This window comes from Actinomadura fibrosa, from assembly GCF_900659615.1.
In the GTDB taxonomy this organism is placed as follows: domain Bacteria; phylum Actinomycetota; class Actinomycetes; order Streptosporangiales; family Streptosporangiaceae; genus Spirillospora; species Spirillospora fibrosa.
The window spans coordinates 1-16165 of record NZ_CAACUY010000206.1 but is presented as its reverse complement, the minus strand read 5'-3'; the positions used below and the strand labels follow the sequence as shown (position 1 = coordinate 16165).

At 74.0% G+C, this 16165-nt stretch carries 3 protein-coding genes; all 3 read right to left on the bottom strand.

All coding sequences use genetic code 11. The features are described 5' to 3' along the window. The coding region (locus tag E1300_RS52990) for a type I polyketide synthase (protein ID WP_165503185.1) at positions 1-14355 on the bottom strand (14355 nt) is incomplete at its 3' end. A 7-nt stretch (positions 14356-14362) separates the two neighbouring features. Further along, positions 14363-15289, bottom strand: coding sequence for a proline iminopeptidase-family hydrolase (locus tag E1300_RS38445; RefSeq protein WP_131762051.1), 927 nt, complete (start codon positions 15287-15289; stop codon positions 14363-14365). A gap of 177 nt (positions 15290-15466) precedes the next feature. Then, complete coding sequence (locus tag E1300_RS38440; RefSeq protein WP_207400196.1) at positions 15467-16099, bottom strand: alpha/beta fold hydrolase; 633 nt, start codon at positions 16097-16099, stop codon at positions 15467-15469. Between the last annotated feature and the right edge of the window lie 66 nt (positions 16100-16165).

Here is a 16165-nt window from a genome sequence, read left to right as displayed (position 1 = left end):
CACGAGCCCGCTCAGCAGGACCGGGACGCCGTCCCCGGCGCGGGCCCGGAGCGCGGCGGTGTCCAGGCGGAACGGCGCCAGCACCGGCTCCCGCGTGCGCAGCGCGTCGTCCAGCAGCGCCAGGCCCTCCTCCCGCGGCAGCGCGGGCAGGCCCATGCGGCGCATCCGCTCCAGGTCGGCGTCGCCGAGCTCCCCGAGCCCGGTGTCGACCGCCCACAGCCCGAACGCCAGCGACGCGGCGGGCAGGCCCAGCGTGCGGCGGTGCAGCGCGAGCGCGTCCAGGAACACGTTGGCGGCGGCGTAGCTGCCCTGCCCCGCCGCCAGGACGAGCCCGCCGACCGACGAGAACAGCACGAACGCCGACAGGTCGCGGTCGCGGGTCAGCTCGTGCAGGTTCCAGGCGCCGTCCACCTTCGGGCGCAGGACGGCCTCCACGCGCTCCGGCGTGAGCGCCCCGACCAGGCCGTTGTCCACGACACCGGCCGCGTGGACGACCGCGTCCACCGGATGGCGGTCCAGGACCCGGGCCAGCGCCGCCCGGTCGGCCACGTCGCACGCCTCGATCTCGACGCGCGCACCGTGCGCCGCGAGCTCCGCGCGCAGCTCCGCCGCACCCGGCGCGTCCGCGCCGCGGCGGCTCGTCAGGACCAGGGTCTGGACACCGTGGCCGGTCACCAGGTGCCGGGCGACGTGCGCGCCGAGGCCACTCGTCCCGCCTGTGACGAGCACGGTCGCGTCGGGCGTCCACGGGTCATCACCGTCCTCGACGGCCGCCGCGGGGACGCGGGCCAGGCGCGGCACGAGCAATGTGCCGCCATCTCGGACCGCGACCTCGGGCTCGTCGATGAGCGATGCCGGGAGCGCCTCGCCCTCACCGAGGTCCACGAGCGCGAACCTGCCGGGGTTCTCGGCCTCCGCCGCCCGGACGAGACCCCACACCGGCGCGTGGCCGAGATCGACGTCCTCGCCGTCCACCGAGACGGCGCGGCGCGTGACGACCGCGAGCCGTCCGCCACTTCCGCCCTCGGTGTCGTCCTGGCCTTCGCCTTCCTCGGAAAGCCACTCCTGGATCTTGGAGAGCACGTCGTCCAGGACGGCGCGGACGACCTCCGGCGCGTCCCCGTCGGCCACCGGGACCTCGTAGATCGCGGCGTCCGCTTCCGCGACGGCGCCGGCCTTCTCCCACGCGAGCGTGAACAGCGACTCCCGATGCTCGCCGCCCGCCTGCAACTGCTCGATGGAGACCGGACGGGAGACCAGCGTCTCCACCGACAGGACGGGCGCCCCGGCCTCGTCGGCGACCAGCAGCTCCACGCCGTCGCCTTCACCGTCGCCTCGCTCGGTGCCGGTGATGCGGGACATCCGGACGCGCAGCGCCGCCGCACCCGCCTGGTGAAGCGTGACGCCGTTCCACGAGAACGGCAGATGCGGAGCGTCTCCGTCGCCCTCGTCCAGCAGGCCCGTGTGCATCGCCGCGTCGAGCAGCGCCGGATGCACGCCGAACCGGTTCGCCTCCGCCCCCTCCGGAAGCGCGACCTCGGCGAACACCTCGTCACCGCGCCGCCACGCCGCCCTGAGCCCGCGGAACGTCGGCCCGTAGTCGTAGCCGCGGGCGAGCAGCCGCTCGTACGCGCCGTCCACAGGGAGCGGCGTCGCGTCCCGCGGTGGCCATACCGCCAGATCCGACGACGGTGAGGCCGCCGCCACGGTCGCGCTGCCGGCCGCGTTCCGGACCCATGTCTCGCCGTCCTGGCACGAGTAGATCTCCACCGTGCGCGTGCCGGACTCCGTCTCGCCTCCCACCACGACCCGGACCGCCACACCGCCCCTCTCCGGGACGATCAGCGGCGCTTCGAGCGTCAACTCCTCCACCGCGCCGCAGCCGACCTGGTGAGCGGCCTGCAACGCCAGCTCGACCAGCCCCGTACCGGGAAGCAGCACGGTGCCGAGGACGTCGTGATCGGCCAGCCAGGGCTGCGAGTCCGTGGACAGCCGCCCGGTGAACACCGCCCCGCCCGTATCGGGCAACTCGACCATCGCGCCCAGCAGCGGATGCTCGACGGCGTCCAGCCCGGCCGCCCCAAGGCCCGCCTCCCCCATCAGCCAGTACCGCTTGCGCTGGAAGGGGTAGGTGGGCAGATCGACCCGCTGCGCGCCGGTGCCGTCGAAGACCGCGTTCCAGTCGACCGGAACGCCCGCTGCGTGCAGCCGTCCGATGCCGGTGAACAGGCTCTCGGTTTCTGGGCGGTCGCGGCGGAGGGTGGCGGCCATGGTGCCGTCGGCGGTCTGCTGCGCCATCGCGGTCAGGACGCCGTCCGGGCCGATTTCGAGGAAGCGGGTGACGCCTTCCTTATCGAGGTGGTGGACGTCGTCGGCGAACCGGACGGCGTCGCGGACGTGCCGGACCCAGTAGTCGGGCGAGGTGACGTCCTTGGTCAGGCGGATCGTCGGCTTGCTGTAGACGATCGTTTCGGCGACCTTGCGGAAGTCCTCCAGCATCGGGTCCATGAGCGGCGAGTGGAAGGCGTGGGAGACCTTCAGCCGGGTCGTCTTGCGGTCGGCGAAGTGCTCGACCACCGCTGCCACGGCCTTATCGGTCCCAGAGATCACGACGGACGTCGGGCTGTTGACAGCGGCGATCCCGACTTCATCGGTGAGGTGGGGGGTGACCTCGTCTTCGGTGGCCTGGATGGCGACCATCGCTCCGCCGGACGGGAGTGCCTGCATCAAACGCCCTCGTGCGGTGATCAGGCGGGCTGCGTCTTCCAGGCTGAACACGCCTGCCACGTGGGCGGCGGCCAACTCGCCGATCGAGTGACCGGCCAGGAAGTCAGGCCGGACGCCCCACGACTCGACGAGACGGAAGAGCGCCACTTGCAGCGCGAAGATGGCGGGCTGGGTGAACTCCGTGCGGTTCAACGCGTCCGCGTCCGACCAGATCACGTCCTTGAGCGGCAGCTCCAAGGCCGCGCAGACCTCATCGAACGCCACTGCGAACGCCGGGAACGTGTCATACAGCTCGCGGCCCATCCCGACCCGCTGGCTGCCCTGGCCCGTGAACAGGAAGGCCAGCTTGCCGTTGGTGACGACGTCCGAAACGATCTCGTCACCGATGAGAACCGCGCGGTGGTCCAGCGCGGCGCGTCCTGTCGCGGCCGAGAACGCCACGTCCAGCTCGTTCTGGTCCTGGACGAAGGCGGAGAACCGCTGGACCTGCTCCTCAAGGGCTTCGCGAGTTCTGGCCGACACGGGAATCGGCACCACTGGCAGGTCGCGGCGCTCCTGCGGCTCCTGCTCGACGGCCGGTGCCTCTTCGATGATGACGTGGGCGTTGGTCCCGCTGATCCCGAAGGACGACACCCCTGCCCGGCGCGGACGATCATTACGCGGCCACTCGCGCGGCTCCGTCAGCAGCCGGACGTTCCCCGCGGTCCAGTCGACCTGCGGCGTCGGGTCGTCCACGTGCAGCGTCTGCGGCATGACGCCGTGCCGCATCGCCTCGATCATCTTGATGATCCCGGCGACCCCGGCGGCGGCTTGGGTGTGGCCGATGTTCGACTTGATCGACCCGAGCCACAGCGGCTCGTCCCGCTCCTGACCATAGGTCGCGAGCAGCGCCTGAGCTTCGATCGGGTCGCCCAGGGCGGTGCCGGTGCCGTGGCCTTCGATGACGTCGACGTCCGATGTCGAGAGACCGGCGGCGGCGAGGGCCTGGTGGATGACGCGGCGCTGCGATGGGCCGTTCGGCGCGGTCAGCCCGTTGGACGCGCCGTCCTGGTTGGTGGCCGTCCCGCGGACGAGCGCCAGCACCGGGTGGCCGTTGCGGCGCGCGTCCGACAGCCGCTCGACGAGGAGGACGCCCGCGCCCTCGCCCCAGCCGGTGCCGTCGGCCGCGGCGGCGAAGGACTTGCAGCGGCCGTCCGCCGCGAGGCCGCGCTGACGGGTGAACTCGATGAACGTCTCGGGGGTCGCCATCACCGTCACGCCGCCCGCCAGCGCGAGCGCGCATTCGCCCGAGCGAAGCGCCTGGATCGCCAGGTGCAGGGCGACGAGCGAGGACGAGCAGGCGGTGTCGACGGTGACGGCCGGGCCTTCCAGGCCGAGGGTGTAGGAGACGCGGCCCGAGACGATGCTGCCGTTACTGCCGCCGCCGTAGTCGTGGTACATGACGCCGGCGAAGACGCCGGTCGGGCTGCCCTTCAGCGTCGTCGGGTCGATCCCGGCCCGCTCCAGAACCTCCCACGACGTCTCCAGCAGGAGCCGCTGCTGCGGGTCCATGTCGCGGGCCTCGCGGGGGCTGATGCCGAAGAAGTCCGCGTCGAACTCGGCCGCGTCGTAGAGGAATCCGCCCTCGTCCGCGAGGCTCTTGCCGGGTTCGATCTCCCAGCCGCGGTCGGCGGGGAAGGCGGAGATGCCGTCGGTGGCGGTGGCCACGAGCCGCCACAGGTCGTCCGGTGTGGTGACACCGCCGGGGTAGCGGCAGGCCATCGCGACGATCGCGATCGGCTCGTCGTCGAGCGGCGCCCGCACGGAGACGCGGACCTCGTCCGACGACCCGGCGAGCGTGTCGCGGAGATGGTCCGCGACCGCGCGGGCCGTCGGGTGGTCGAAGACGAGCGTGGCGGGCAGCCGGAGACCGGTCGCGGCGTTCAGCGCGTTGCGGAGCTCGACGGCGGTGAGCGAGTCGAAGCCGAGGTCCTTGAACGCGCGGTCGGGTTCGACGGCGTCCTCGGCGTCGTGGCCGAGGACGGCGGCGACCTGCGCGCGGACCACGTCGAGCAGGACCTGCTCCCGCTCGGCCCCGTCCAGGCCCGCGAGCCGCCTGAGCAGCGAGGAGTCACCGGTCGCGCGCCGGGCCGGGACGCGCACCAGGCCGTGCAGCATCGCCGGGACGAGCCCGGACGCCGCCTGCGCGCGCAGCACCGCGAGGTCGAGCGGCACCGGCAGCAGCACGGCGCCGCCGGAGCGGACGGACGCGTCGAACGCCGCGAGCCCCTGCTCGGCGGACAGCGGCGGCAGGCCCGCGCGGGCGAGCCGCCGGATCTCCGCCTCGTCCAGGCGGTCGGCCATGCCGCCGGCGTCCGCCCACGCGCCCCAGGCGAGCGACTGCGCGGGGAGGCCGTCCGCGCGGCGGCGCGCGGCGAGCGCGTCCAGCCAGGCGTTGGCCGCCGCGTAGTTGCCCTGCCCGGCGGAGCCGAGCGTCCCGGCGAGGGACGAGAAGAGGACGAACGCGGTCAGGTCGCGGTCGCGGGTCAGCTCGTGCAGGTTCCAGGCGGCGTCGACCTTGGGACGGAAGACGGCGTCCACGCGCTCGGAGGTCAGCGCGGACACCACGCCGTCGTCGAGGACGCCCGCGGCGTGGACCACCGCGTCGATCGGGTGCCGTGCGAGCAGGGTTGCGAGGGCTTCGCGGTCGGCGGCGTCGCACGCCTCGACGGTGACGTCCGCGCCGAGCCCGGAGAGTTCTTCGCGCAGCTCGGCCGCGCCTGGTGCGTCCGGCCCGCGGCGGCTGGTGAGGACCAGGCTCCGCACACCGTGGACGGTGACCAGATGGCGCGCGATCAACGCGCCGAGTCCGCCCGTACCGCCGGTGATCAGGACGGTGCCACCCCAGCTCGGGACGGTGTCCCCGGCTTCGGCCCTGGCCAGCCGTGGGACGCGGATCTGGCCGTCGTGGATCGCGAGCTCGGGCTCGCCCGGCGGCAGTTCGGCGGGAAGCCCGGCCGCGGTGTCGACGAGGAGGAAGCGGCCGGGGTTCTCGGCCTCCGCCGCGCGGACCAGGCCCCAGACCGCGGCGTGGGCGAGGTTGCCGCCGTCGGTCGCGCCGTCGGTGACGACGATGAGCCTGTCGCCGGCGCGCTCCTCGTCGGCGAGCCAGTCCTGCACGGCGCCGAGCACCTGGTCGGTGACGGCGCGGACGGCGACCGGGGCGTCCTCCTGGAACTTCAGGCAGCGCAGCACGACGCCGTCCACCGGCGCGCGATCGGCGGGCGCGGGCACCCAGTCCACCCGGAACAGCGGTTCGGTCGCAGCGGCGGACCGGAGCTGTTCGGACGACACCGGCCGCGATGCGAGACCGCCCACGCCCAGGACCGGCCGTCCGGTCCCGTCCGCGATCCGGATGCCCATCTCACCGGACGGCGACGGCGCGATGCGGACCCGCGCCGAGGACACGCCACCACCGTGCAGCGTCACGCCGCTCCACGCGAACGGAAGGTGCGTCTCTCCCCCGCCGTCGTCCTCCAGCAGGACGGCGTGCATCGCGGCGTCGAACAAGGCGGGATGCAGGCCGAACCGTCCCGCCTCGACGGTCTCGGGAAGGGCGACCTCGGCGAACGTCTCGTCGCCGCGCCGCCACGCGGCCCGGAGCCCCTGGAAGACCGGGCCGTAGCCGTAGCCGCGCCCCAGCAGCGTCGCGTAGGCGGTGTCGACGTCGATCGGCGTCGCGCCGGGCGGCGGCCAAGCGGTGAAATCCCAATCCGGCGTGTGGCCGTCCGCTGGGCCGAAGCGTCCGCTCGCGTGGCGCGTCCACGGCTCGTCGGTGTCGCCGCCGTCCCGGGAGAAGATTGAGAACGTCCGCTCGGCCGCATCGACGACGACCTGGACGGCCGCCCCGCCGCGCTCCGGCACGATCAGCGGAGCCTCCATGGTCAGCTCATCGAGCGCCGTCGCTCCGACCTCGCGGCCCGCCCGCAGCGCCAGCTCGACCAGTCCGGTGCCGGGGAAGAGCACGGTGCCGAGCACGTCGTGGTCCGCGAGCCAGGGATGCGCGTCGAGCGAGAGCCGCCCGGTCAGGACGGCGCCGTCCGACTCCGGAAGCGCGACGACGGCACCGAGAAGCGGGTGGTCGGCGGCCTGCTGCCCCGCCCCGGCCACATCGGACGTCCCCTTCGGCTCCGCCCAATACCGCTTGCGCTGGAAGGGATACGTGGGCAGATCGACCCGCTGGGCGCCGCGTCCCTCGAAGACCGCCCTCCAGTTCACCGGGACGCCCGCTGCAAAGACCTGGCCGATGCCTGTGAACAGGCTCTCGGTTTCGGGACGGTCGCGGCGGAGGGTTGCGGCCATGGTGCCGTCGGCGGTCTGCTGCGCCATTGCAGTCAGGACGCCGTCCGGGCCGATCTCCAGGTACCGGGTGACGCCTTCGCCGTCGAGGTGGCGGACGTCGTCGGCGAACCGCACGGCGTTGCGGACGTGCCGGACCCAGTAGTCGGGCGAGGTGACGTCCTTGGTCAGGCGGATCGTCGGCTCGCTGTAGCTGACCGTCTCGGCGACCTTGCGGAAGTCCTCCAGCATCGGGTCCATCAGCGGCGAGTGGAAGGCGTGCGAGACCTTCAACCGGGTCGTCTTGCGGTCAGCGAAGTGCTCGACCACCGCTGTGACCGCGTCCTCGGCACCGGAGATCACGATGGAGGTCGGGCTGTTGACGGCGGCGATCCCGACCTCATCGGTGAGGTGCGGGACGACCTCGTCCTCGGTGGCCTGGATCGCGACCATCGCCCCGCCCGGCGGAAGCGCCTGCATCAGACGGCCCCGAGCCGTGATCAGACGGGCGGCGTCCTCCAGGCTGAACACCTCTGCCACGTGGGCGGCGGCCAGTTCGCCGATCGAGTGACCGGCCAGGAAGTCAGGCCGGATGCCGCACGACTCGACCAGGCGGAACAGCGCCACTTGCAGCGCGAAGATGGCGGGCTGGGTGAACTCGGTGCGGTTCAACGCGTCCGCGTCGCCCCAGATCACATCCTTGAGCGGCAACTCCAAGGCCGCGCACACCTCGTCGAATGCCGCCGCGAACGCCGGGAAGGTGTCGTACAGCTCGCGGCCCATGCCGACGCGCTGACTGCCCTGCCCTGTGAACAGGAACGCCAGCTTCCCGTCGCTCACCGAGCCCGACACGACCTCGGACCCGACCAGCACGGCGCGGTGATCCAGCGCCGCCCGTCCCGTCGCCGCCGAGAACGCCACGTCCAGCTCGTTCTGATCTTGGACGAGCGTGCGCAGCCGTTGCACCTGGGCGTCGAGTGCCTGGCGCGTCTTCGCCGAGATCACGATGGGAACGACCGGCAGGTCGCGGCGCTCCTGCGGCTCCTCCTCGACCGGCTCAGCCTCTTCGATGATGACGTGGGCGTTGGTCCCGCTGATTCCGAAGGACGAGACACCTGCCCGGCGCGGACGATCACCACGCGGCCACTCGCGCGCCTCGGTCAGCAGCCGAACCGAACCCGCGTCCCAGTCGACTTCCGCAGTCGGCTCGTCCACGTGCAGCGTCTTCGGCAGGACGCCATGCCGCATCGCCTCGACCATCTTGATGATTCCGGCGACTCCGGCGGCGGCCTGCGTGTGGCCCATGTTCGACTTGATCGAACCGAGCCACAGCGGCTCCGCACGCTCCTGCCCATAGGTCGCGAGCAGAGCCTGAGCCTCGATCGGGTCGCCCAGCGTCGTCCCGGTACCGTGCGCCTCGACCGCGTCCACATCGGCGACCGACAGGCCCGCGTTCGCCAGCGCCTGCCGGATCACCCGACGCTGCGACGGGCCGTTCGGCGCGGTCAGACCATTGCTCGCGCCGTCCTGGTTGAGCGCGCTGCCCCGCACCACCGCCAGGACCGGGTGGCCTTTGCGGCGCGCGTCCGAGAGCCGCTCCACCAACAGCATCCCGACGCCTTCGCCCCAGCCCGTGCCGTCCGTGGTGGACGAGAAGGACTTGCAGCGGCCGTCGGTGGCGAGGCCGCGCTGCTCGCTGAAGTCGATGAACGTCTCGGGTGTCGCCATGACCGTCACGCCGCCGACGAGGGCGAGGGAGCATTCGCCGGAGCGGAGAGCCTGCCCGGCCCAGTGCAGCGCGACCAGCGATGACGAGCACGCCGTGTCGACCGTCACCGCCGGGCCTTCCAACCCGAGGGTGTAGGCGACGCGGCCCGAGACGATGCTGCCGCTGCTTCCGCCGGGATAGTCGTGGTACATCACGCCGGCGAACACGCCGGTCGGGCTGCCCTTGAGCGTCGTCGGGTCGATCCCGGCCCGCTCCAGGACCTCCCACGACGTCTCCAGGAGAAGCCGCTGCTGCGGGTCCATGTCGCGGGCCTCGCGCGGGCTGATCCCGAAGAAGGCGGGGTCGAACCAGGCGGCGTCCTGGAGGAATCCGCCGTCGCGGACGTAGGTCTTGCCGGGCTTGCCGGGTTCGGGGTCGTAGATGCCTTCGACGTCCCAGCCGCGATCGGACGGGAACGCAGAGACAGCGTCCACGCCGTCGAAGACGAGCCGCCAGAGCGCTTCGGGCGAGTCAACGCCGCCGGGGTAGCGGCAGGCCATCGCGACGATGGCGACGGGCTCGTCGTCGGACGCGGTCACGGCGGACGCGATAGGCGCGTCGTCCACAGTGCCGGAGAGCTCGTCGAGCAGGTGGCGGGCCAGATCGGCGGCGGTCGGGTGGTCGAAGACGAGCGTGGCGGGCAGGCGGAGCCCGGTCGCGGCGCCGAGCAGGTTGCGGAGCTCGACGGCGGTGAGGGAGTCGAAGCCGAGGTCGCGGAAGGCGCGCTCGGGGTCGACGGCGGCGGCTCCGGAGTGGCGCAGGACGGTGGCGGCCTGCGCGCGGACGAGGTCGAGGAGTTCGGCGGCGCGCTCGTCCTCGGTGAGCCCGGCGAGGCGCTGCCGGAGGGCGCCCGTGGCGGCCGCTCCGGTTCCGGCGACGCGGCGGGACCGGCCGCGGACGAGGCCGCGGAGCATCGGCGGCGGTGGTGTGCCGAAGGCCGCCGGGTCGAGGCGGGCGGGGACGAGGACGGGGCCCGCGGTGTCCGCCGCGGCGGCGTCCAGGAGGGCGAGGGCCTCGTCGCGGGCGAGGGCGCGCATGCCGGTCTGGGCCAGGCCTTCGGCCATGCCCTCCCCAGCCCAGGGGCCCCAGGCGAGGGACACCGAGGGGAGGCCGTTCGCGCGCCGGTGGTGGGCGAGGGCGTCGAGGAAGGCGTTGGCGGCGGCGTAGTTGCCCTGGCCGGGGGCGTTGAGGACGCCCGCGACGGACGAGAAGGTCACGAACGCGGTCAGGTCCATGTCGCGGGTGAGTTCGTGCAGGTACCACGCGGTGTCGGCCTTGGGGCGGAGGACGCGGTCGAGCCGTTCGGGCGTCATGGACGCGATCACGCCGTCGTCGAGGACGCCCGCCGTGTGGACGACGCCGCCGAGGGCGCGGCCGTCGAGGAGCGCGGCGAGGGCGTCGCGGTCGGCGGTGTCGCAGGCGGCGATCTCGACGTCGGCGCCGAGGCCGGTCAGCTCGGCGGCGAGGTCGGCGGCGCCGGGCGCGGACGGGCCGCGGCGGCTCGCGAGCAGCAGGCTCCGGACGCCGTGCCGGGTAGCGAGGTGGCGGGCGACGGCGGCGCCGAGGGCGCCGGTCCCGCCGGTGATGAGGACGGTCCGTTCCGCGTCCCAGAGGGGGGCGGCGTCCGGGTCCGGTGACACGCGGGCGAGCCGCGGTGCCTCCGCCTCGGTGCCGCGGAAGCGGAGTTCCGGCTCGCCGTATCGCAGGACGTCGCCGGGGTCGATCGGGCCGTCGGCGTCGACGAGGACGAACCGGCCGGGGTCCTCCGCCTCGGCGGAGCGCACGAGCCCCCAGACGGCGGCGTGGGCGGGGTCCGAGCCATCGGTGGCACCGCCGGTGACGACCACGAGCGTCGCGTCACGCTCGGACGCGGACCGGATGGCGTCGAGCGCGGCGGCGGTGGCTTCGCGGACGGCCGCCGGCATGTCGCCGGACGAGGGCGCGCAGTGGTGGACGAGCACCTCCGTGCCGGCGGAGGGAGACCGCTCACCGGAGACGGATACCCAGTCGACGCGGAACAGGGCGTCGGTGTCGCGGGCGGCGGCTCTGGCGAGCCCGTCGGCGGTGACGGGGCGCAGGGTCAGCGAGCCGACGGAGGCGACGGGCCGCCCGGTGGCGTCGGTGAGTTCCAGCGACACCGTCTCGTCGCCGCGGACGCGGAGGCGGACCCGCGCGGCCGTGGCGCCTTCGGCGTGCAGGGCGACGTCGGACCAGGAGAACGGCAGGACGGTCGCGTCCTCGTGGACGACGTCGAGGGTGTGCAGGGCCGCGTCGAGCAGGGCGGGGTGGAGGCCGAACCCTTCGGCGCCGACGCCTTCGGGGAGCGCGATCTCGGCGAGAAGCTCGTCGCCGTGCCGCCAGGCGGCGCGCAGCCCGTGGAAGGCGGGCCCGTAGTCGAGCCGGTCGTAGAGGCCTTCGACGGGAAGGGGCTCGGCGTCGCGCGGCGGCCAGGCCGCGGTGTCGGCGGGCGGTTCGGCCGCGTCGGCGGCGAGGACGCCCGCGGCGTGCCGGATCCATTCGCGGTCCACGGGCGCGTCGTCGGCGCGCGAGTACACGGCCACGGCGCGGCGGCCGGACGCGTCGGGCGCCTCGACGGCCACCTGGAGCTGCACGCCTCCGTGCCCGGGCAGGACGAGCGGCGCTTCGAGGGTGAGCTCCTCGACGCGGCGGCAGCCGACGTGGTCGCCCGCGCGGACGGCGAGGTCCACGTACGCGGTGCCGGGCAGCAGCACGGACCCGAGGACGGTGTGGTCGGCGAGCCAGGGGTGCGATCCGGCGGACAGCCGTCCGGTGAACACGGCGCCGCCGGAGCCGGGCAGCGTGACCATGGCGCCGAGCAGCGGGTGGCCGGGCCGGTCGAGTCCGGCGGAAGCGACGTCCCCGCCGAGCCCGCTCTTGTCCAGCCAGTAGCGGGAGCGCTGGAAGGCGTAGGTGGGCAGATCGACCCGGCGTGGGGCGCGGCCGTCGAACACGCCCGTCCAGTCGATGGGGGCGCCCGCGGCGTGCAGGCGGCCGAGGGCGGTGAGCGCGGCGACGGGTTCGGCCTCGCGGCGGCGCAGCGCGGGGACGAGCACGGCGGTGTCGGCGGTCTTGGTGAGGCACTGCCGGGCCATGGCGGTGAGGACGCCGTCCGGGCCGACCTCGACGTACCGGGTGACGCCTTCGGCCTCCAGCCGCGCGACCGCGTCGGCGAAGCGGACGGTGTCGCGGACGTGCCGGACCCAGTACTCGGCGGACGTGACGTCACCGGACGCCGTCACGGGAATGTCCGGCTCGGTGTAGGCGACGGTCTCGGCGACGCGGCGGAAGTCGTCGAGCATCGGGTCCATCAGCGGCGAGTGGAACGCGTGCGAGACCTTCAGCCGGTTCGTCCGGCGGTCGGCGAAATGGGCGAGGATCGCGGCGACGCCGTCCTCGGTGCCGGACAGGACGACGGAGGACGGGCCGTTGACGGCGGCGATCCCGGCGTCGCCGTTGAGATGCGGGGCGACCTCGTCCTCGGACGCCTCGACGGCGACCATCGCGCCGCCGGGCGGCAGGGCGCCCATGAGCCGTCCGCGGGCGGTGACGAGGCGGGCGGCGTCGGCGAGGGAGAACACGCCCGCGACGTGCGCGGCGGCCAGCTCGCCGATGGAGTGGCCGGCGACGGAGTCGGGCCGCGCGCCCCACGACTCCAGCAGGCGGAACAGCGCGACCTGGAGCGCGAAGATGGCGGGCTGGGTGAACTCGGTGCGGTTCAGCGCGTCGCCGCCGTCCCACATGACCTCGCGGACGGCGGGATCCAGCTCACCGCACACCTCGTCGAAGGCGCGGGCGAAGGCGGGGAACGCCGCGTGCAGCTCGCGGCCCATGCCGGGGCGCTGGCTGCCCTGCCCGGTGAACAGGAAGGCGGTGAGCCCGGTGGGACGCGCGGCGGCGGGGACGGGCGCGCCGTCCGCGAGGGCGGTGAGCTCGCGCAGCAGCTCGTCGCGGTCGCGGCCGACGACGACGGCGCGGTGGTCGAGGGCGGAGCGGCCGGTGGCGAGGGAGTATCCGACGTCGACGGGGTCCTGGGCGGGCTCGTCCCGCAGGTGGCCGGCGAGCCGACGCGCCTGGACGCGGAGCGCGGTCTCGGACCGGGCGGACAGCGGCAGCGGCACAGGCACGCCCGCGAGGGGCCTCGGCTCGGCGGGTTCCGCGGGCTCGGCCGGCTCGGGGGCGGGCTGCTCGATGATCACGTGGGCGTTGGTGCCGCTGACGCCGAACGACGACACCGCGGCGCGGCGGGGGCGGCCCGCGTCCGGCCAGGGGCGGGCCTCGGTGAGCAGGCGGACGTCGCCGGCGTCCCAGTCGACCTGCGGGGACGGCTCGTTCACGTGCAGGGTGGCGGGCAGGACGCCGTGCCGCATCGCCTCGATCATCTTGATCAGGCCGGCGACGCCCGCGGCGGCCTGCGCGTGCCCGATGTTCGACTTGACCGACCCGAGCCAGAGCGGTTCGGTGCGGTCGCGGCCGTAGGTCGCGAGGAGCGCCTGCGCCTCGATCGGGTCGCCGAGCGTCGTGCCGGTGCCGTGGCCCTCGACGGCGTCCACGTCGGCGGGCGCGAGCCCGGCCGCGGCGAGCGCCTGCCCGATGACGCGGCGCTGGGACGGCCCGTTCGGCGCGGTCAGCCCGTTGGACGCGCCGTCCTGGTTGACGGCGGAGCCGCGGACGACGGCGAGGACGGGGTGCCCGTTGCGGCGGGCGTCCGACAGCTTCTCCAGCAGCAGGAGGCCCGCGCCCTCGCCCCAGCCGGTGCCGTCGGCGGACGCGGCGAACGAGCGGCAGCGGCCGTCGGGCGACAGGCCGCGCTGCTCGCTGAACTCGACGAACGTCTCGGGCGTCGCCATGACGCTGACGCCGCCGGCGAGGGCGAGGCCGCACTCCCCGGACCGCAGCGCCTGCGCCGCCCAGTGCAGCGCGACCAGCGACGACGAGCAGGCCGTGTCGACGGTGACCGCGGGGCCCTCCAGCCCGAGCACGTAGGCGACCCGTCCGGAGACGAGGCTGCCGTCGCTGCTGGTGACGCCGTAGTCGTGGTACATCGCGCCGGCGAACACGCCGGTGCGGGTGCCGCGCAGCGACGCCGGGGCGACGCCGGCGCGCTCCACCGCCTCCCAGGCGATCTCCAGCAGGAGCCGCTGCTGCGGGTCCATGGTGAGCGCCTCGCGCGGGCTGATCCCGAAGAACTCGGGGTCGAAGCCGGCGGCGCCGTGCAGGAAGCCGCCGTCGCGGACGTAGCTCTTGCCGGGCTTCCCGGGCTCGGGGTCGTAGAGGGAGCCCAGGTCCCAGCCGCGGTCGGCGGGGAACGGGGTGATCGCGTCGCGGCCGCCCGCGACGAGGTCCCACAGCTCCTCCGGGGACGCGACGCCGCCGGGGAACCGGCAGGCCATGCCGATCACCGCGACGGGCTCCGTGGCGGACTCGGCGGCGGCGCGCAGCTCCTCGTTGCCGCGCCGGAGCCGCTCGTTCTCCACGAGGGAGCCGCGCAGCGCCTCGACGATCTCCTCGACGTTGGACTCCACTGCCGTCTCAGCTCCCGCTCACCGTCGTGGCCCGCGCGCCGACCGCGTCGAGGAATCCGCCGAGCACCTCGGTGAAACGCTCGGGCTCCTCGAAATGCGGGGCATGGCTGGAATTCTCCAGAATTTCCCAGCGGGCGTCCGGAATCAGTTCCTGAAAGGGCCGCACGGCGGCGGGGGTCGCCTCGTCGTGCCGGCCCGAGAGGATCAGCGTCGGGACGGCGATGCGCGGCAGGTGCTCGATCACCGACCAGTCGCGCAGCGTCCCGACGACGTGGAATTCACTCGGCCCGTTCATCGTGTGGTAGACGGTCGGGTCGGTGTGGGTCTCCATGAACGTGGCCGTGAACTCGTTCGGCCACGGATCGAGGCGGCACAGGTGCCGGCCGTTGAACACCATGACGGCCTCGAAGTACTCGTTGCTGTCGGTGGTGCCCGCGGCCTCGTGCCGCCGCAGCGTCTCGTCCACGCCCGGGGGGAGCTGCGCCCGCAGCACCTCCATCTCCGCGAGCCACAGCGGGTAGGACACGGGCGAGTTCGCGACGACCAGCCCGCGCAGCCCGGCGGGGCGGTCCGCGGCGTGCCGGGCGGCGAGCATCCCGCCCCAAGACTGCCCGAACAGCACGTAGTCGTCGGCGACGCCGAGGGCGCGCAGGAGGTTGTCGAGCTCGTCGAGGAACAGCTCCGGCGTCCAGAACTCGGGGCCCGCGTGCGGCAGGTGGGTGGAGCCGCCGTTGCCGAGCTGGTCATAGTGGACGACCTGCCAGCCGCGCTCGGCGAAGACCGTCAGCGGCAGCAGGTAGTCGTGGGTGGCCCCGGGGCCGCCGTGCACGACGACGAGCGCGGGGCGGCCCGGCTCGGGCCGTCCGGTGACGCGGTACCAGGTCTTGTGCTCCCGGAAAGGAACGGTTCCTTTGGCCGTGGGCGTCGGCGCCATTTTTCAACCACCTAAAGTCGGCGTTCTCAGCCGGAAAAGCGCGTCCCCCCGCGCGCGAGAATTCCCGGGGGAAAAGCTGACATTCGCGACGCTAGTGGGGGGCGGGGCGGGCGGACACCCTTAACCCGTACCGCCCACCCCTAATCCGCCGCCCGCACCCGGAGCCGCGGCGGCCGCTCAGCCGAGCGCGTCCAGCCAGCCGCCGATGGCCTCCGCGGTCATCGGCGCGTTGTCCTGCCCGAGCGTGAAATGGTCGCCGGGCACGGTCCGCAGCGTGTGCGCGGGATCCCAGGGCCGGGCGAGCATCTCCGCCGGGTCCGTGCCCTCCGGCGGCTCGACGAACGGCTCCGCCGCCTGGACGAACAGCGTCGGCGCGGCGGGTCCGGACGGGTCGAAGCCCGCCAGCACGTCGAAGTAGTGGATCATCGCCGACAGCCGCGCCGCGTCGTAGCCCCCGTACGCCGACTCCATCGTCAGCAGGGAGCTCATGAGCTGACCGAACCCGACGTTCATCGCCTCGTCGTCCACGCGGAACGTGTCGACCAGGACCAGCCCGGCCGGCGGGGCGCCCGCGGCGTCCTCCAGGTGGCGGGCGAGGAGGTGCGCGATGATGCCGCCAGACGAGTAGCCGAGCAGGGCGAACGGCTCGCCGTCCGCCGCGTCCAGCACGGCCTCGGCCAGCACCCGGGCGAGGGCGTCCGCGGAGCCGGGCAGCGGCTCGTCCCGCCCGAACCCGGGCAGCGGCAGCGCCGACACGTGCCGGACGCCGCGGAACTCCGCGCCCGCCGCGCGACCGATACAGGCTACCAACAGTTCGCAGCGTGCGAGCCGGTTCCGCCGGGGCGGGACACGTCCTAGCATCGCGCGTGGCGCTGG